The sequence below is a fragment of the Friedmanniella luteola genome (assembly GCF_900105065.1).
Classification (GTDB): Bacteria; Actinomycetota; Actinomycetes; order Propionibacteriales; family Propionibacteriaceae; genus Microlunatus; species Microlunatus luteolus.
Window position 1 is genome coordinate 2,075,303 of sequence record NZ_LT629749.1, and the last position, 17,022, is coordinate 2,092,324.

Sequence of the window (17,022 nt, forward strand, 5' to 3'; positions counted from 1 at the left end):
GCGCGGGCGGAGGGCTCGCGGGTCCTCCTCACGGGAGGTCAGGGCTCGGGTAACGGCAGGCCGAACCCGGGCCGGTCCGGCACGGTCAGGTGCCCGTCGGTGACGTCGTACCCGGAGGCGTCGACACCATCGGTGGTCCCCGGCACGCCCTCGACGAGGTCGACGTTCCCCAGCCCGGCCGCCAGCTGGGCGGCGTACAGCGTCTTGAGCGGCCGACCCCAGGCGTGCGGTGACGCGTGGACCCCCAGGTCGACCAGCCGCGGCATCAGTCGTCGCCAACGGGTCAGCCCGTACGACACGACGTCCATCAGCAGGACGTCGATGTGGCCGCGGGCGGCCACGGGCAGCAGCGCGTCGACCTCGGGCGACGTCTCCCCCTCCGCGATCCGGGTGGACGGGCTGACGGTGTCGAGGTGGCGGCGCAGCGCGGCCAGGTCGTCGGCGTCGTCCAGGAACGGCTCCTCCACCCAGTACAGGTCCAGCCCGGCCACGGCGTCCAGGTAGCGGCAGAACCCCGCCAGGTCGTAGCCGTCGTTGGCGTCGACGAGGAGCTTGGCCTGGGGATGCGCGTCGCGCACCGCCCGGGTGATCTCGATGTCCCGGAGGTCCCCCTCCGCCCGGGGCATCCACCGGTTCCCCCGACCGATCTTGAGCTTGAGGTTGGTGTGGCCGAGGGCAGCGTCGTCGCGGCCGTTCTGCAGGACGGCCGCCACGCCGCGCGGTGCGTCGTCGGGGTCGAGGTCGTCGAAGTAGAGGGCACCGTCGTAGACCTCGACCGACGTCGTGCCGCGGTCGCCGAGCAGAGCGTGCACGGGCAGGTCCGCGACGACGCCGAGCAGGTCGTGGAGGGCGATGTCGAGCCACAGGTGGGCTTCGTCGCGGACCCCGACGTCGGCGTCGACGAGATCCGACAGCGGTCGGCCGACCAGGTCGGTGGTGTCGCCGCCGAGTTCCTCGACCAGTCCCCACCCGGTCTGGCCGGTGTCCGTGCTGACCACCGCCACGCGGGACCGGCCCCCCGAGCCGTGGCTGCCGAGCCGGGCGTTGCGGCCGACCGTGCGCGGGTAGCGGGTGCGCAGGCTGCGGACGTCCACGGCGACGACGATCGGGTCAGGGTGGGTCACGGGCCTCTCCTACGACGGTGAGCCGGGGGAGTGCCGCCAGCGGGCGGCGGTCGCGAACTCAGGCGCCACCGACCAGCACCATCTCGTTGCCTTCCGGGTCCGTGAGCCGCCACCGGTCCTCCGATCCGTCGAGGAGCCGGCCGCCGGCGGCGGTGATCGCGGCAAGACGCTGCTGCGCGAGGTCCGACGGCACGACGAGCTCGACGTGGAGGCGGTTGCGCTGCCGGCGCCGCTGGGTCTCGGAAGCGTCCAGCTCTTGGAACACCAGCACCGGGTTCAGCCGCCGCGGGTCGTGGATGTCGGTGGCTCCGGCTCGCCGGTCGGGGGTGTAGCCGAGTGCGGCGATCCAGAAGGCGCGAACTGCGGCGACGTCGGCGGCGTCGAGGAACAGTTGCGCGAAGCGGGGCAGCTCCGGGTCCGCCGTGCCCCCGAGTCCGCGGGCGGCGGTCTGGAGATCCGCAGCCAGGTCCAGGAAGTCGAGCTCGAGGCCGTGGGCGTCGTCCACCCACTGGTCCTTCCCGCTGTCGAGGACCACGAGCCCGGGGCGCACGTCGACCAGCAGCGGGAAGCCACGGGCGTCGGCCAGCGCCGCTGCGGCGGCGACCAGGTCGCGCTGCCGTGCCGGCGCGGTGATGCGGTAGCACGCCATGGCGCTGAACACCGCCTGCCAGTCGGCCGTGCCGGTCCTCGCGTCGAGCGCACCGCCCGGCACCAGGTCGACCTCGTTGCCGTCGGGGTCGGCGTGGCAGACCCCGAACGGTCCCGACGCCTCACCGAGACCCGCCTGCTCGACCGCCGCTGCGGGCCGCACGACGTCGAGGTGGAGGCGGTTCCGGAGCGGCCGGTCCTCGGTCGACGGCGCGATCCGCAGTGCGGGGTCGCGCCGCAGCGGATCCACCAACCCGCCGTCCTCCCCGGGCGCGTAGTCGAGCGCGCGCTGCCAGAACCCGCTCAGCGCGGACGGGCGGGCCGACTCGAGGACGACGCCCAGCTGCTGGAGCGCGGCCGGATCCGCGGCCAGCCCGAGATCTCGTGCGGCCGCTGACACCGCATCGGCGTGCTCGTCGTGGTCGAGGCGCACCCGCAGCCCGGTGGCACGCAGGTCGACCACCGCCTCGGGCGACAGGTCCGCGATGCGTCCGGTCAGCGCAGCCCCCTCCACCAGGGAAGGCGCGTCGAACCACGCCGTCGCGACGCCGTCGACCATCCTCCAGTCCGTCCCGATCGCTGCCATGCTCGGCACTGTAGGGCTCAGCGGCCGGTGCCGTCTCGACGAGTCGCGGTCAGGTGCGGGTCCTCGACGGCGCTCGGAGCTCGTGCGGGACGGCTGGGGCCTTCCCGTCAGCGGCCGCGCCGCTGGGCGGCGGCATGAACTCCGCGACCGCGGTGGTCGACATCGCCGACGAGCGGGCCGTCCTGAAGTGGGTGCGCCCCGCCAGCGCCGCCGCCGCCGAGCTCATCGCGCATCTCGGTGCCTTCTCCCGTTACCGGGCAGCAGTGCAGGCCGCCTACTTCTCGATGCGCATCGGCACCCAGGACCGCACCGGCATCGACCGCGACGAGGAGAACGGGAGAGGCCTCCGAGATGCCGCGTTCTCGACACGGAGGAGCAGCTGCCGACGACCGGTGCGGGTGCCGCCGGTGCGAGGGACGCGCACCGCGGCCGCCGTCGTCGAGGGACGCAGGGGTCGAGCTGCTGGCGCACAGGCCGGGCCGTCCGGGTCGTCGATCGGCACCGGCCCGGCTGTGTCGGGCAGAGCCCCGACCCGGTGGGCCGAGATGAGTGCTTCGATGGCGCGGTGAGCGTGACACCGTGGTTCGCCCAGCCCGACGAGCCGCTGGGCACCGCCATCCTGCTCCCAGGTCGGCAGGCCGGCGTCGCCACTCCTCTGCTGCACTGGCCCGCCTCCCTGCTGACCGAGATGGGCTGGTCGGTGCTCGGCGTCACCTGGGAGGAGACCCGACTCGACGAGGCGGGAGTCGCGTCCGAAGTGCGTCGCTGCGCCGATGCGGCGCTCGCCCAGGCGCGCCCCGGTCAGCCGGTGCTCGTCGTGGCCAAGTCGCTGGGAACGCTCGCCCTGCCGTGGGCGGTGGAGAACGGCGTGCCGGGGGCCTGGCTGACACCGCTGCTGCAGGACGTGGCCGTCGCGGCCAGCGTCGGTGTGGCTCGGCAGCCCACGCTGCTGGTGGGTGGCACCGAGGACCCGCACTGGCAGCCGCAGCTCGCGGTCGGTCCGGGGGTGACCCTGCTCGAGCTCCCGGACGCCGACCACGGACTGCAGGAGGTGGGTCAGTGGCGTCGTTCGCTGCTGCGCCAGGTCGAGGTCTTCGACCGGCTGGCCGAGATGGCTCGGCAGGTGCTGCGCAGCAGCAGCGCGGTCTGGCGGGCCCGCTGACTGAGCGCCGCACGGCGACCGCTTGGCGGCCTCGCACCGACGACGTGGAACCCACGATGCTCTCGCCAGGTCGGCCACCCTCACCGTCGCGACGGACCCGGCGAGGACGGCGCCGTCCTGTCGACGGTGGACGGCAGCGCCTGGGGTCGAGAACGGGGACGGGACGCCGACCTCGTCAGCTCCGCCCTGGCCGCGCACGCGACCGCCGCGACCTCGGACCGTGCACGGCCGAGGCTCGAGCGCTGGTCGAGCAGTGTCGCGCCGTGGTCGCTGAGCGGATCGCGATGAGCGGTGGTGATGGTGGCGTTCACGGCTGACGTCGACGACCGGGTGCGCCGGGCAGCTGACGTCTGGGGGTTGACCGTCGGCGAGGCGCTGGCGGGTGGCAGCAGGTCGGCGGTCTTCGCGGCCAGCGACGAGGCCGGCCGTGACCTCGTGCTCAAGCTGCCGCCCGCGCGGGACGACGGCCGCAGTCCCGCCGCCCTCGAGGCCGCTGCCCTGTCGACCTGGTCGTCGACCCGGGCCGCGGTGACCCTCGTCGACGCGACGGCTGACGCGCTGCTCCTGGTCCGGGCCCGACCCGGCCGGTCGTGGCCGTGGCAGCCCACGACCTCACTCCAGGGCGTCGTCTCGGTCGCGTCGGACCTGCTGACCAGGCTGTGGGCTCAGCCGCCCGGCGAGCACCGCTTCCCGACGCTGGCCGACGTCTACCCGGAGGACGAGCGGGTCGCCCGGGAGGACGCCGCCGTCGAGCAGCGTGGACGTCGAGAACCTCGGCGCGGAGTGCCAGGGCTGCGACGGCTTCCCGCAGCGGCCGTGCTCGCCGGCCGGCTGATCGCGACCTGCGAGGTGCAGCGACTTCTCCATGGTGACTTCATCACCAAGAACCTCGTCAGCGACGAGGGCAGCCCGGCCGGGTGGGTCGCTCTCGACCCGCTGCCCAGGACGGGAGACCCCGCCGCCGAGGTGGGAGCCTTCGCCGCGTACCACCCGGTGGAGCTCATCCTCCCGACCGCCGGGGCCCTCGCCCGACGCCTCGACGTCGACCCGGACCGCTCGCTCCGGTGGGCCGCCGTCTGGACCGTCCACCAGGCCGCGCAGGCCTGGCGGGACGACCAGCGCCAGCTCGACGACCTCGTCACGTCCGCCACCCTGGACGACCTCCTCGCCGTCTGATGCCCTGACGCAGGACATGACCCGACGGCGGCTGGCGCTCATCCTCGCGACGATCGTCGTGGTGCTCCGCGCTGCCGTGGTCCAGCTCGCCGGCCCGGGCACGGCGGGGCACCGACCAGACCTGGACCCTGCGCCACGGGCGCCAGCCCGGAGCCGACGCGCGCCGAGGACGAAGCGGGGTGCTCAGGCCAGGGCCGACGCCCACAGGCCGTGGCGTCGGTAGAGCTGCTCGACCTCGTCGAGCTCGACCGGGGCCGCGCCGACCGTCCCGACGGGGCCGGCCACCCACCACTCGGCACCCGGGAGCCCCGCTGAGAGGTACGCCCGCGTCCCCGGCACGAACGTCTGCCCGGGATCGCGCGGGCGGGCGACGACCTCGCCGTGCGCCGGCTCCCACAGGCGGACCAGCGCCCCCTCGAGCTCGACGACGACCGCGTCGTACCACCTCCACAGGGCGACGACCCGTCCGTCCTGCGCCGTCGCCAGGGCGACCCGGTGACCGGGCGCCACCCGCTCCAGGCGTGGTGAGGGGAACGGCGGGGCGTAGCCGACGGTGCGGACGGCGCCGCCGACGGCGACGTGGCAGCGCTCCTCCTCCACGCGGACCACCACCGCGCTGCTCAGCGGGGGAGGGACGGACTGCGGTGAGCGCGTGGACATCCCCGCAGTCGTCCAGGCCCGAGCGGCGCGGCTCCCGCGTCCAGGACCGGGAGCCGCCGTCACCGGGGACGTCAGCGCTGCTGCTCGCACCTGACCTTGAGACCGTCGGCCTCGTTCGCGAGGTAGCGGTCGGTCAGGCCGCGGTAGAAGCGGCCCATCAGCGACCCCAGCCAGCCGGACTGCGTCACCGAGAGCCGCACGCGCGTCCCGCCCCCCGCCAGCGGCTCGGCGTCGTGCCGGGCGGTCGTCACCACCCCGGGGCCGGTCGCGACCCAGGTGAACGAGCGGCCCGGCTCCAGCTCCGTGACCACGTACTCGGTCTCGGGCAGCCGGGGCTGCCGGATCCTCGCGCGGCTGTGCAGCCGCAGGGGTCCGTCGTCCAGCCGGTGCACCGACGTCACGGTCGGGGTCCACCCCGACCACGACTCCACGTCGCTCAGCACCTCCCACACCTGCTCGGGCGGTACCGCGATGTCGACCGTGGCGCTCTGCTCCATCCCCCCATCCTGGCGCGGATGCCGCCCACCGGCGCCCGCGCGCACCGCGAAAGTCAGCGAGCCGACCGGGCACCGACAGGTCGGCCTCGGGCTACCGGGCCGCGCCGGTCGCCGGCTCGGTCCTGATCCTGCTGCCGCTGGTGATGGTGCCGTCGGTGAGGATGTCGGCGCGCAGGCCGCCGCGGTGGATGAGGGGCCGGAGGAGCCCCGGCCCGTGCAGCCGTTCCAGGTGGGCGCAGGGCTCGGCGAGGCGCAGCCCCCGGCAGCGGACCTCGCCGAGGGAGAACGCGCGGCCGACGAGGGCGTTGACGTCGATCCCGCGCGTCAGCACGTTGCGCCGGGTGCTGGTGAAGGTGAGCGCGGCGTCGGCGGCGGTGAGCTCCTCGACGACCTCGGCGGCGATCAGGGTGAGCTCGTAGCCGGGGCGGTGGGCACCGCGCGGACTGAAGGTGCCGGAGCCGTCGGCGTAGCGGTCGCCCTCCAGGCCGCGACCGGCGAGCGCGCGAGCGCTCGCCACCAGCCGCATGGGCGCCGCGACCCGCGGGGCGACGGCGAGCAGCTCGACGACCCCGGTCAGCGGAGGCTGATCCTGAGCGCCGGGGAGCACGGGGTCGAGCGAGGCGACGGCGTAGCCGCTGCTGACGTCCAGGTCGGCGGTCCCCCGTCCGAGCAGGGCCGGGTCCTGCGGGCTGAGCACGACGCCCGGTGGGGTGCCGAAGGCCAGCACGGCGACCTGACGCCCGTCGTCGTCGGTGCGGGGGCTCGCCCCACGCTCGACCACGGCGATCCACCAGCCGGCCCACTGGAAGGAGCGGGGGTCGGCGATGGGGACGATGCCGAAGCCGTGGCCCGCGAGCCAGCTCTTCCAGGACGCGACCGCGTGGGTCACCGGCAGGTCCTCGACGGCCGGGAGCTGACCGAGGGGTACCTCGGTGACCGCCGACAGGCAGGCGGCGAGGCCACGGACGACCGGGCGGGCCGGCCCGTCGGGCAGGTCGGTCTGGATCATGTCGGCTCCGGGGCGTCGAGGGAGGGAGCAGGCCGCTCTCCCCCCACAGGCTAGGGCGCTGGCACACTGCGAGCATGCCGCCCGTGCCCGTGATGGGCCCCCTGGAGACCGAGCGCCTCGTCCTCCGGGACCCCCGCGTGCAGGACGCCGCCGTGCACCGCCAGCTGTGGACCGAGCGGGACCGGCGGGTGCCGCCGCACCGGCGGATCGACGCCGAGGGCCGACCGACCGTGGCCGACGTCGCCGCGCAGCTGCAGCGTGGGGGTGAGCGCCCCGGACCCCGGCTGCTGGCCGTGCAGCGGAGGGCGCAGGCGGACGTCGTCGGGTACTGCGGGCTGGTCGTCTCCGGGAACGGGTCGCCCGACGAGCCCGAGCTCGCCTACGAGCTGCTGCGGTCGGCTCACGGCTCCGGTCTCGCCACCGAGGCCGGTCAGGCCGTGGTGGCGTGGGCGGCCGGCGCCGGCTACCGGCGGCTGTGGGCCGGGGTCTGGGACTGGAACCGTGCGTCGCGGCGAGTCCTGGAGAAGCTCGGGTTCCGCGAGGTGGGCCGGGTGGAGCCGGCCTCGGCGCACGGCCACAGCCTGCTGACCGTCCGCGACCTGTGCGTGGTCCTCAGACCAGTCTCGTGAGCCGGTCGCAGGCCGCCGCGAGGGCTTCCACCAGCGCGTCGTCGCGGAGCCGTCCCGGCAGCCGGGCCGGGCCGTGCCCCTTCCAGCAGGGAGCGGGTCCCGAGGTCGGCGCCGCCCTCGGCCACCGGCAGCGCGCAGAAGGCCAGCGAGTCCGCGGAGTCCGCCACCCGGCCGGGCGCTCCGGCGCTGGCCAGCTTGGTGGGCACCCAGCCGGGGTCGAGGGCGGCGGAGGCCAGGTCGGGGCGCCGCCGGGCCCAGGCCACGGCCAGGGCGACGTCGCAGGCCTTGCTGTCGCGGTAGGCCTGCTGGGGGTCGGTCACCGCGCCCAGCCGGTCGGGATCCGGTCGGCCCGAGCCCGCCATGCCCGAGCCCAGCCAGACGAGGCGGTCCCGGACGGCGTCGCCCAGCAACGCCGTCAGCAGGTGGGGGGCCAGGACGTTCACGGCGAGGGTCGTCTCGACCCCGTCGGCGGTCCGCGGCGGCGTGCCACCCCGGACCCAGACGCCCGCGTTGTGCACCAGGCTGTCGACGCCCCCCGCCTCCCGGACCTGCGCGGCGAGCGCGCGCACCTCGTCGGGACGGGACAGGTCACCGGTCACCAGCCGGGCCGTGCCGGGGCCGCCGGCGAGGTCGGCCAGCACGGGTCCGCCCCGCTCCAGGCTGCGGGCGTGGACCAGCACGTCGTGGCCACGGGAGACCAGGAGAGCGGCGGTGGCCCGACCGATGCCGTCGGTGGCGCCGGTGATCAGCACGGTGGTCATGGCGCCATCGTGCCCGGTCCCCCGAGCGGACCGGCTGATCAGCGCGTCCGGCGGCCGGCCCCGTGCTCCCCGCGACCCCGTCCTGCCGGGTCAGGCCGGACCCGTGGTCCGCCGTCGACGGGTCAGACGCCGGGGCGGGTGGTCCCGGCCAGACCACCGGCCAGCTCGGCGAGGGCCTGCTCGAGGGTGACGGCCGGGGTCCAGCCCCAACCCCGCGCACGGTCGGTCCGGATCTGGCCCGTCCAGGCCGGGAGGCTGTCGTCCCACACCGGTGCCAGTCCCAGGGCCCGGCAGACCGTGCCGACGTAGTCGCGCGCCGTCGCCGGCTCGCCCGCCACGTCGACCGCGGTGCACGCTCCCGCGACCGGTCCGCTGGAGACGGCGGTGCTGGTGGGCAGCCGGCCGGTCGCGAGGTCGGCGACCAGGGTGGCGAGGTCGTCGAGGTGCACCCAGGCGAAGGCGCGGGCGGGGTGGGTGCGCCGCTGCTGCTCGTCGTCGCGGATCTCGGCCGGGCGCAGGGTGTTCCACACCGAGGTCTCGCCCGCCCCGAGGATCGCCGGCGGCCGCACCAGCACCCGCGTGATGCCGTCGACCTCCGCCAGGGCCGCGTCGGTGTCGCGCTTGGTGACCGCGTAGTCGTCCGCGTCGTCGGCGACCAGGGCCGAGGTCTCGTCGACGTCGCCGGTGCCGGGGCTGCGGTCGTACACCGCGCAGGTCGACACGTGCACGAACAGCTCGACGCCGGCGTCACGGGCGGCGCGGGCCAGCCTCGGCGTGCCCTCGACGGCGACCTGCTGCTGCGTCGCCCGGTCCGAGCCCATCGGGTGGACGGTGGTGACGACGGCGTCCGCGCCCGCGACGACGGCGGTGGCGAAGGCGGGCTCGGCGAAGTCGCCGACGTGCTCGGTGAGGCCGTCCAGCACCGGGGCCGTCCCGGCCCGCCGGACGACGGCGCGCACGGTCCCGCCCCGCTCCGTCACGGCCCGGGCCACGCGGGCTCCGACCAGCCCGTTGGCACCGGTCACGACGACGACGGGAGCGGCCGGCACAGCGGGGGAGGAGGTCACCCGGCCACCCTGCCACGGCTGGCCACGGCGGAGCGCGGCACCCCGCTCAGGACTGGGCGGCGTCCCACAGGATGCGGTCCAGCTCGGAGCGGCTGACCGCGTTGGCCGGCGGTCGGGCGTGGAACGCGGCGAGCGCTCCGGCGACGATGGCGGCCAGCTTCTTGTTGTAGACCTGGGAGTAGCCGCGCAGGAGGTGGAAGGCCCCGTCCGGGGTGACGCCGTGCGTCAGCATCAGCGCACCCTTGACCTGCTCGATCGAGGCCCGGGAGCGGAGGACCGCCTGCAGGCCCTCCTCGGCCTCGGCCCGCTCGCCGCTGCCGACCTCGACCAGGAAGCCCTGCATGACGTCGGTGTTCGTGTCGGCCGGGTTGCGGTGGCCGAAGCCGATGGCCACCACCGTCTTGCGGGTGCCGCGGGCGTCGATGATCCGGTGGTGGCAGCTGAAGGGCCCGCCCTCCTGCGCGCAGCGCGAGAACACCAGGTCGATCTGGGCCTGGTCGGCGGGGTCCTTGTGCCGCAGGAACAGCTCCAGCGTGGGCGCCACCGCCGCGGGCTGGTACCCGTAGAGCTGGTACAGACCGTCGGACCACCACCAGACGTCGGCGACCGTGTCCCAGGTGAACTGCCCGACCACCGGACCGACGGTCTCGCCGCCGGGGGCGACGGTCGGTGACTCGACCTCGTGCGCTGTCATGTGACCCTCCAACGTGCTCGGCGTGCGCTGCTGAATCCGTTGCGGCTGCGGGCGGGCCGCCGGGGCCCGTGGGCCGGCGAACCGCACCCAGGATAGAGGTCGGTCGCGCGCGCCGTCACCGCCTCCGGCCGGTTGTCGACCCGCGCCACCCGAGGCGCCGTGCCCGCCGTCGCACGGCCGGCCGGCGCTCTGATCGACCCGGTCCCCGTGCACGTGTCACCCGGCCGTCAGCCGCCGGTCATCTGGCGGTCACCTGCGCGGACTAGGCATGCGCGCATGACGTCGTTGAGAAGGCGGACACTGCTGCAGGCCGGACTCGCGGGCGGGGTGGTGGGGGCGTTCGGGAGTGCACCGGCGTTCGCCTACCGGCCGGGGGGACGGCCGGCCCTCACCCATGGCGTGCAGAGCGGGGACGCCACCGCGAGCTCGGCCACGGTCTGGGCCCGCTCGGACCGGCCCGGCCGCCTCTGGGTGGAGGCCAGCCGCCGACCCGACTTCCGGGGCAGCCGCATCGTCCGCGGGCCGGTCGTCACCCCGGACACCGACCTCACCGGCAAGGTGCGGCTACGGGACCTGCCTGCGGGCTCGGAGCTCCACTACCGCGTGCGGGTGGAGAGCCTGGACCGGCCCGGCCTGTTCAGCTTCCCCGAGCCCGGACGGCTGGCCACGGCCCCCCGGCACCGGCAGGACCTGCGGTTCGTGTGGACCGGGGACGTCGTCGGCCAGGGGTGGGGGATCGACCCGGCGTTCGGCGGCCTGCAGATCTTCGAGTCGATGCGACGGCGGCGTCCCGACTTCCTCCTGCACAGCGGGGACACGGTCTACGCCGACGGTCCTCTGACCGAGTCGGTGACGCTGCCCGACGGCCGGGTCTACCGCAACCTGGTGACCGAGGCCAAGACCAAGGTCGCGGAGACGCTGGCCGAGTACCGCGGGCAGTACGCCTACAACCTGCTGGACGACCACTACAAGGCGTTCGCCGCCGAGGTCGCCCAGGTCAACCAGTGGGACGACCACGAGGTGACGAACAACTGGTACCCGGGGGAGATCCTCGACGACCCCCGCTACACCGAGAAGCGCGTCGACGTCCTCGCGGCCCGGGCCCACCGCGCCTACCGCGAGTGGGTGCCGATCCCCGACCGGTCCGGCCCGCTGTACCGCAAGCTCTCCTACGGCCCGCTGCTCGACGTCTTCGTCCTCGACATGCGGAGCGCCAAGGACACCAACGACGCCGACACCTCCACCGACCCGACGCGCGGGACCCTCGGCCCGACGCAGCGGGCGTGGCTCATGCGCGAGCTGCGCGCCAGCCGCGCCACCTGGAAGATCATCGCCAACGACCTGCCCCTCGGCGTCGTCGTGCCCGACGGTCCCACCGCTCAGGAGGGCGTCGCCCAGGGTGACCCCGGTGCACCCCTGGGTCGCGAGCTCGAGTTCGCCACGGTCCTGCAGCACGCCCACCGGCACGGCGTGACCGGCATCGTCTTCCTCACCGCCGACGTGCACTACACCGCGGCCCACCACTACCACCCCGACCGCGCCGCGGTGCAGGACTTCAGCCCGTTCTGGGAGTTCGTCTCCGGACCCGCGCACGCCGGGGCGTTCGGCCCCAACGCGCTGGACGCCACGTTCGGTCCCGAGGAGGTGTTCGTCCACGCCCCGCCGGTGGCGGGCACCTCACCGGCCGAGGGCTACCAGCACTTCGGCGAGGTCAACATCGACGGCCGCAGCGGCGAGCTGCGCGTCGACCTCCGCGACCGCGAGGGGGCCTCGCTCTGGGCGACCACGCTGAGCGCGGGCCGGCGCCACCACGCGCGCTGACGCTCCCTCGACGGCGCACCGTCGGGTAGGGGTCTGGCGACCCGTCAGGTGGGCGTCGGGGTCCGGCGGGTGATGAGGGTGCCGTGGGCGGCGGCGGCGGCGGTGACGACGGCGAAGGCGGCGGTGTGCAGCAGCGCGGTCGGGACGGGTGCGGCGCCGAGGAGGAGGACGGCGGGGATCAGGAGGAGCGGCCAGGGCCAGACCGGCGCCCAGGACCGCGCCGTGCCGGCCACGATCATCGCGATCCCGGCGAAGAACAGGGCGAGGCCGCCGGCGAGGGTCCAGGCGAACTCCGAGGGCCCGGGGGTCTCCGGGTGGACGGCGAGGCCCTCCAGCCCGACGCCGACGAGGACGGTGCCCAGCGCCAGCGGGAAGTGCCCGTAGACGAACAGGTCGTGCCGCTCGTCGGCAGCGGGCGGCTCGTCCTCCGGCGCGTCGGGTTCGTCGTCGCCCGTGGCCAGCGGCTCCTCGAGGCGGCGGCTGCTGCTGCCGGCGGCGACGTCGAAGTAGGACCACCACAGGCTGGCGGCGACCAGCAGGCCGAGGGCGCCCACGACCACGGACGGGCCTGCCCAGGAGGCGTCGTGGGTGCCGCGGGCGGCCCCGCCCACGGCCTCGCCGAGGACCAGGATGACGAGCAGCCCGAACCGCTCGGGGAGGTGCTCGATGTGCAGGGGGAGCTTGTCGTCGCGCAGCGTCGCCACGACCGGCCCGACGGCGTCGACGAGGACCGCGACGGCCCAGATCCAGTAGCGCCCCGGGCCCGGGACGGCGAGGGACACCGCCCAGAGGACGGTGCTGACCCCGATGCACAGCAGGTAGACGTTGATCGTCGCCCGGGCCTCGGTCACGTGCCGCCAGGCCCGGGCGTACAGGCCGAGCAGGACCAGACGGCCGAGGAGGTAGCTGGCGGCGAAGGGCACGGCGTACTTCCCGACGGCGTCGGAAGCGCTGGCCGCGCAGCCCGCGATCGCGGCGGTCGCGGCCAGCTTCGCCAGCCGGAAGACCAGGTCGTCGGTGTCGAAGCGGTTCGCGTAGAGGGTGAAGCCCATCCAGGAGAACCAGATGGCGGTGAACAGCCCGGCCATCACCAGCAGCCCGTGCAGAGTCAGGTCGACGTAGAGCCCGTGCGCCAGCTCGAGGACGACCAGCACGTAGGCGAGGTCGAAGAACAGCTCCAGCCGGCTCGCCTCGCCCGCTCGGCCGAGGTGCAGGGTCGGCGGGCGGATGAGCGACTCGGTCGCGGTGTCACTCACGGGGAGCTCCTGGGCGTGGGATGAGGCGAGGGCGCCGGGTCCCCTCGGGAGGGCGGCACATCCCCCGGTACCCGGTGGCCGCCGGATGAGTCGTCGACGGCGGGTGCCGCATGCACGGGGGCCGCGCGTCATCCTGCACCGGCGCCGTCCCGGCTGGTGGCGGCCAGGACCCCCCAGCTCCCGTCAGGCGGGGCGTGGACGTCAGAAGGAGCGGTCCCGGGGGCCGAGGTTGATCAGGCAGCCGCCGGGCATGGGACGGATCTCGAAGCCGCTGTCGAAGTCCAGCCGGTCGTCGGAGTCGACCGGGTAGATCTCCTCCGGGACCGGGTAGGTCCGCAGCTCCCGCCGGGTCGGGTTCGGCGGGACCGGCGGCGGCGTCGCGGGCCGGGTGCTGCTCGGCTTGACGGTGCGGACGGCCGCGCGCAGGGGCTCACCCACCGGCACCTCGGCACCGCAGGTGGTGCAGACCCTGCCGTTGCGGTTGACGCCCTCGCACACCCGGCAGCGCCACACGGGTCCGAGGGGGTTCACCGCGGCGACCGGCCCGTCAGCTTGCCGACGAGCTTGCCGACCAGGCCGCGGGCCGGCCTCGGGGCCTCGGCCGCGGCGGCGTCCGCGGGCGGGGCGCCCGTCCCGCTGATCCGCAGGCCCTTGCCCCGCAGCGCCCCCGACGGCGCGGCGGCCGGTACCCGGGGCGTCGGCGGGGCGGCCGCAGCCGGGGCCCGCGGCGTCGGCGGCGGCGCGGGCGCCCGACGGGGCGCGGACGGCTTGATCACCGTGGGTGCGCTCTCGCCGGTCAGCCGGACGCCCATCAGGGTGGCGTGCACCTGGGCGATCGTGGGGCGCTGGGTCGGGTCGGCGTGGAGCATCGCGTCGACCAGGTCCGCCAGCGCCGGCACCACCCCGGCGCGGGGGATGCGCAGGGTCTCCCCGCTCCGGACGGCCACGGCCGGCTCGTGGTAGGTGGCGGTGTCGAACGGCGGGACGGCCCCGGTGAGGAACTCGGAGTAGATGAGGCCCAGCGCGAAGATGTCGGAGGCCACCCCCAGCTCGGCCGGCTGCACCCCGGCGTCCTGGATGTAGCCGAGCAGCTCGGGGGAGTAGTAGTTGATGGTCCCGACGATCTCCTCGAACGGCGGCGGGCTGCCGGCGATGTAGGAGCTGTCGAAGTCGATCAGCTTGCTGGTGTAGCCCAGCTCGGTGCGCTTGACCAGGATGTTGCTGGGCTTCAGGTCGCCGTGCACGATCCGCAGGTCGTGGAGGATCTTCAGGCTGTGCGCGACCGACTTCATCAGCACCAGCTGCAGGCGGAGCTCCAGCCCGGCGATGCCGGCCGGGCCGAGGTCCTCGGCGTCCACCTTCTCGGTGATCTTGTAGTACTTGGCCCCCCAGCGGAAGAAGTCCAGGGTGACGATGAGGTTGCCGCCGTAGGCCGACAGCGGCGCGAGTGCCTTCTGCATCCCGCGGTGCTGGGCCTCGAAGGTGGCGCACCGGGCCCGCTTCCTGGCCTTGGTCTTGTCGCTGCCCGGGGCGTTCTCGTCGGGGTAGGTGGGGCTCAGGAACTCCTTGATGAAGAACTGCCGACCGCCGCGCTCGGCGTAGGTCCACTTGCTCAGCCCGGCACCGACGACCTTGAAGTCCTCCAGGATCAGGTAGCCGTTGACGACGTCCCCGGCCTTCACGGCGTCACCTCGTCCCGGGCCGCCGCAGGCTCGGAACCCGCGGGGGCGGTCGCCGCGCCCTCGCCGTCCGGCGGGCTGACGGCGGCGTCGCGCTGCTCGGGCGCCGGCTCGGGCCCGGCCTCGCCGTCGGGCTCGGGTGCGGCGTGCAGGTACCGCTCGTAGCCCGGCTGGTAGCGGGCCCACAGCCGTTGCGTGTCGTCCAGCTGGCGCTGACGGAGCTGCTGCAGCTCCTGCTCGGCCCGCTGCACGGCGCGACCCAGCTCGTCGATCGGGGTGGTGAACTGCTGCTCGAGCTCCTCCACCCGGGGCGCGTACAGCGCCTTGAGCTCGTCGAGGTCGGCGCCGACGGCCATCACCGACATGGCCGCGTCGTCGCCGGTGACCACCGACACCTGGTCCTGGATGGCCTGCGACCAGGCGGCCACGTTCCGCGCGCCGAGCAGGGTGCTCAGCACCAGGTGCTCGAAGTGCATGGGCGAGGGGAGGTAGCCGAAGCAGCCGTCGGTCGCCGACACCAGCAGGAACGGCGCCCGCAGCTCGACCCGGCGGTAGTTGACGTGGAACGCGGTGTCGGCGGACATGGCGTTGCTGACCACGGAGTCGCGGTGCAGGTTGGTCATGGCGTCGCTCGGCTCGCGCAGGTCGTCGGTGGTGAGCTGACGCGCCCCGCCCGGCTCGAACACGTAGGCGCGGGAGTCCCCGGCCCAGAAGGTGTGGCAGAGCCAGCGCGAGCCGCCGCGCTGGGTGCGCTGCAGGGCCAGCATCGCCATCGTGGTCGGCAGGGCCCGCAGCAGGCGGGAGCGCAGGGCGCTCTTGGGCGCCTTCAGCTCCGCCAGCCGGTCCTGGAGCGCCGCCTGGACCGCGCGCTGGAGGTCGGCGGCCGCCGCCTCGCCCTTGAGGTTCCAGTCCGGCACCAGCAGGTCCAGCATCCGGTGCTCGACGACGTCGCGGGCGAGCCGCGACGCCAGGTACGCGCCGCTGTGCGACCCGTCCTCGGTCTCGTACACGGTGCCCCCGGCGCCGCCCATGCCGTCGAAGACGGCGAGCAGTCCGAGGTCGGGGCCGTCGCGCAGGATCGGGTCCGAGTCCTCCCCGTGGTCGGCGATCTTGCCGAGGTTGAACCCGAACGAGACGGTCGGCCCCGGCGCGCCGGCGTCGGCGCCGGACCGGCGGGGCTCGCTCACACCGAGTTGCCGATCGAGTCGATGATGGTCCCGTAGTCGACCTCGGAGAGGCCGCCGCCCGCCTGCGAGGGGTTGTGCACGACGTTCTCCCAGACCGCGGAGATGTCGCTCCAGCCGGGCCCGTCGGGGGCGAAGAGGATGAGGCGCTTGGAGCTCGACCCCATCAGGCCCTGCTCGTCCTCCCAGAGGTCGGTGAGGGCGCTGAAGTCGGCCGGCACGCGCGACGAGAGGTCCGCGGGCACGATCGAGGGGTCGAGCGGGTGGGCGGGCTGGTCGGTCCACACGACGATCACCTGGCGACGCCGGTCGCCGGTGCTGGTCCAGGGGGAGTTGATGGCCAGGGCCACGGCCTCGAGGCCCGACTCCGGGGCGTCCCCGCCGCCCTGGGCGATCAGCCCGTTGACGAACTCGGAGAAACCGCCGCGCTCACCGGGCAGCGCGTAGAAGGGGGACTCCTCGAGGGCGGCGGCACCGTCGGCGACGAAGTCGCGGAAGGCGATCACCCGGACCCGCAGCTGGGCGACGTTCTTGCCCTTCTCCGTCAGGTTGGTCTGGACGTCGTCGTAGAAGCCGAGCGCGTTCGCCTTCACCGCGTCGATGATCGGCGTCATGCTGCCCGTGACGTCGATGCAGAACACGATGTCGACGGCGTAGCTGAGGCCGCGCGGGGCCGCCATGCTCGTCTGCGGGGCGGCAGCAGCGGCCGGCGCGGCCGGGGCGGCCGGGGCGGCGTCGGGAGCCGGGGCGGCGTCGGCCGCCGCCACGGGCTCGTCGACGACCGGGGCGTCGGACTCGGCCGGCGTGGCGGCGGTGGTGTTGTCAGTCATGGGTCTCCTCGAGGCGTGGGCCTGGCGCCGGACAGCCCACGACGGTCGTGCGGGCCGGCGGTCTGGCCCTCCTCAATCTAGGGGCTGCCGGATCGGGACGGCAGGGACCCCCGCTGGCGGCCCGCTGCGGGCCGGGAGCCCCGCCCACCCTGAGGTGGAGGTGCAGGGTTCGGGAGCGCCGCCTGCCGCCCGGCTCCTCGAGGACCCATACTGGTCCACCTGGATCGGGGCCAGACCTC

At 74.8% G+C, this 17,022-nt stretch carries 17 protein-coding genes and 1 pseudogene; 5 read left to right on the forward strand and 13 right to left on the reverse strand.

The annotated features are described in order from the left end of the window. Positions 1–38: 38 nt before the first annotated feature. A complete protein-coding gene (locus BLT72_RS09890; protein ID WP_091412530.1) occupies positions 39–1,124 on the reverse strand; it encodes an enolase C-terminal domain-like protein in 1,086 nt (361 codons plus the stop codon). Between the two features lie 58 nt (positions 1,125–1,182). Beyond that, positions 1,183–2,358 carry a VOC family protein gene (locus BLT72_RS09895; RefSeq protein WP_197677260.1) on the reverse strand — a complete coding sequence of 392 codons (1,176 nt, stop codon included), beginning with the start codon at positions 2,356–2,358 and terminating at the stop codon, positions 1,183–1,185. Between the two features lie 134 nt (positions 2,359–2,492). Between BLT72_RS09895 and BLT72_RS09900 the strand changes: the two genes are divergently transcribed. From BLT72_RS09900 to BLT72_RS09910, 3 genes are all read left to right on the forward strand, one after another. Beyond that, complete coding sequence (locus BLT72_RS09900) at positions 2,493–2,927, forward strand: hypothetical protein (RefSeq protein WP_157720401.1); 435 nt, start codon at positions 2,493–2,495, stop codon at positions 2,925–2,927. Then, a complete protein-coding gene (locus tag BLT72_RS09905) occupies positions 2,924–3,520 on the forward strand; it encodes a hypothetical protein (protein ID WP_091412538.1) in 597 nt (198 codons plus the stop codon). The genes BLT72_RS09900 and BLT72_RS09905 overlap by 4 nt, the downstream gene beginning before the upstream one ends. Before the next feature lie 297 nt (positions 3,521–3,817). Then, positions 3,818–4,696, forward strand: a complete 879-nt coding sequence (locus BLT72_RS09910) for an aminoglycoside phosphotransferase family protein (protein WP_157720402.1) — start codon at positions 3,818–3,820, stop codon at positions 4,694–4,696. Positions 4,697–4,879: 183 nt separating this feature from the next. Here BLT72_RS09910 and BLT72_RS09915 read toward each other — a convergent pair whose 3' ends face one another. The 3 genes from BLT72_RS09915 to BLT72_RS09925 all read right to left on the reverse strand — a co-directional run bounded on the left by BLT72_RS09915 (position 4,880) and on the right by BLT72_RS09925 (position 6,862). Next, positions 4,880–5,356, reverse strand: a complete 477-nt coding sequence (locus BLT72_RS09915; RefSeq protein WP_091412543.1) for a hypothetical protein — start codon at positions 5,354–5,356, stop codon at positions 4,880–4,882. 71 nt (positions 5,357–5,427) lie between these two features. Continuing rightward, on the reverse strand, positions 5,428–5,853 hold the full coding sequence (locus tag BLT72_RS09920) for an SRPBCC family protein (protein WP_091412545.1): 426 nt from the start codon (positions 5,851–5,853) through the stop codon (positions 5,428–5,430). A 91-nt stretch (positions 5,854–5,944) separates the two neighbouring features. After that, positions 5,945–6,862 (reverse strand): MOSC domain-containing protein, encoded by a 918-nt coding sequence (locus BLT72_RS09925; RefSeq protein ID WP_091412547.1) that lies wholly within the window; start codon positions 6,860–6,862, stop codon positions 5,945–5,947. Between the two features lie 74 nt (positions 6,863–6,936). Here BLT72_RS09925 and BLT72_RS23050 point away from each other — a divergent pair, with 74 nt between their 5' ends. After that, on the forward strand, positions 6,937–7,491 hold the full coding sequence (locus BLT72_RS23050) for a GNAT family N-acetyltransferase (RefSeq protein ID WP_231930479.1): 555 nt from the start codon (positions 6,937–6,939) through the stop codon (positions 7,489–7,491). A gap of 257 nt (positions 7,492–7,748) precedes the next feature. Here the strand turns inward: BLT72_RS23050 and BLT72_RS23055 are convergent. The 3 genes and pseudogenes from BLT72_RS23055 to BLT72_RS09945 all read right to left on the reverse strand — a co-directional run. Further along, positions 7,749–8,252: pseudogene (locus tag BLT72_RS23055) on the reverse strand (SDR family NAD(P)-dependent oxidoreductase); the annotation flags it as partial. Positions 8,253–8,374: 122 nt separating this feature from the next. Beyond that, positions 8,375–9,319, reverse strand: coding sequence for an NAD-dependent epimerase/dehydratase family protein (locus tag BLT72_RS09940; protein ID WP_091412551.1), 945 nt, complete (start codon positions 9,317–9,319; stop codon positions 8,375–8,377). 46 nt (positions 9,320–9,365) lie between these two features. Continuing rightward, entirely contained in the window at positions 9,366–10,013 is a 648-nt protein-coding gene (locus BLT72_RS09945) for a PAS and ANTAR domain-containing protein (RefSeq protein WP_091412553.1), read from the reverse strand. Positions 10,014–10,289: 276 nt separating this feature from the next. On the opposite strand from BLT72_RS09945, the gene BLT72_RS09950 reads away from it, so the two are divergent. After that, positions 10,290–11,834 (forward strand): alkaline phosphatase D family protein, encoded by a 1,545-nt coding sequence (locus BLT72_RS09950; RefSeq protein ID WP_091412555.1) that lies wholly within the window; start codon positions 10,290–10,292, stop codon positions 11,832–11,834. A 44-nt stretch (positions 11,835–11,878) separates the two neighbouring features. Here the strand turns inward: BLT72_RS09950 and BLT72_RS09955 are convergent, their stop codons facing one another. From BLT72_RS09955 to BLT72_RS09975, 5 genes are all read right to left on the reverse strand, one after another. After that, positions 11,879–13,090 carry a low temperature requirement protein A gene (locus tag BLT72_RS09955; protein WP_157720403.1) on the reverse strand — a complete coding sequence of 404 codons (1,212 nt, stop codon included), beginning with the start codon at positions 13,088–13,090 and terminating at the stop codon, positions 11,879–11,881. A 201-nt stretch (positions 13,091–13,291) separates the two neighbouring features. Next, positions 13,292–13,621, reverse strand: coding sequence for a hypothetical protein (locus BLT72_RS09960; RefSeq protein ID WP_091412559.1), 330 nt, complete (start codon positions 13,619–13,621; stop codon positions 13,292–13,294). After that, positions 13,618–14,772 carry a protein kinase domain-containing protein gene (locus BLT72_RS09965; RefSeq protein WP_091412562.1) on the reverse strand — a complete coding sequence of 385 codons (1,155 nt, stop codon included), beginning with the start codon at positions 14,770–14,772 and terminating at the stop codon, positions 13,618–13,620. Before BLT72_RS09965 ends, BLT72_RS09960 begins: the two co-directional genes overlap by 4 nt. Continuing rightward, the gene (locus tag BLT72_RS09970) at positions 14,769–15,956 is read right to left on the reverse strand and encodes a PP2C family protein-serine/threonine phosphatase (protein WP_091412564.1); all 1,188 of its coding nucleotides are present in this window, start codon (positions 15,954–15,956) and stop codon (positions 14,769–14,771) included. Before BLT72_RS09970 ends, BLT72_RS09965 begins: the two co-directional genes overlap by 4 nt. Further along, the gene (locus BLT72_RS09975) at positions 15,953–16,783 is read right to left on the reverse strand and encodes a vWA domain-containing protein (RefSeq protein WP_091412566.1); all 831 of its coding nucleotides are present in this window, start codon (positions 16,781–16,783) and stop codon (positions 15,953–15,955) included. The genes BLT72_RS09970 and BLT72_RS09975 overlap by 4 nt, the downstream gene beginning before the upstream one ends. Between the last annotated feature and the right edge of the window lie 239 nt (positions 16,784–17,022).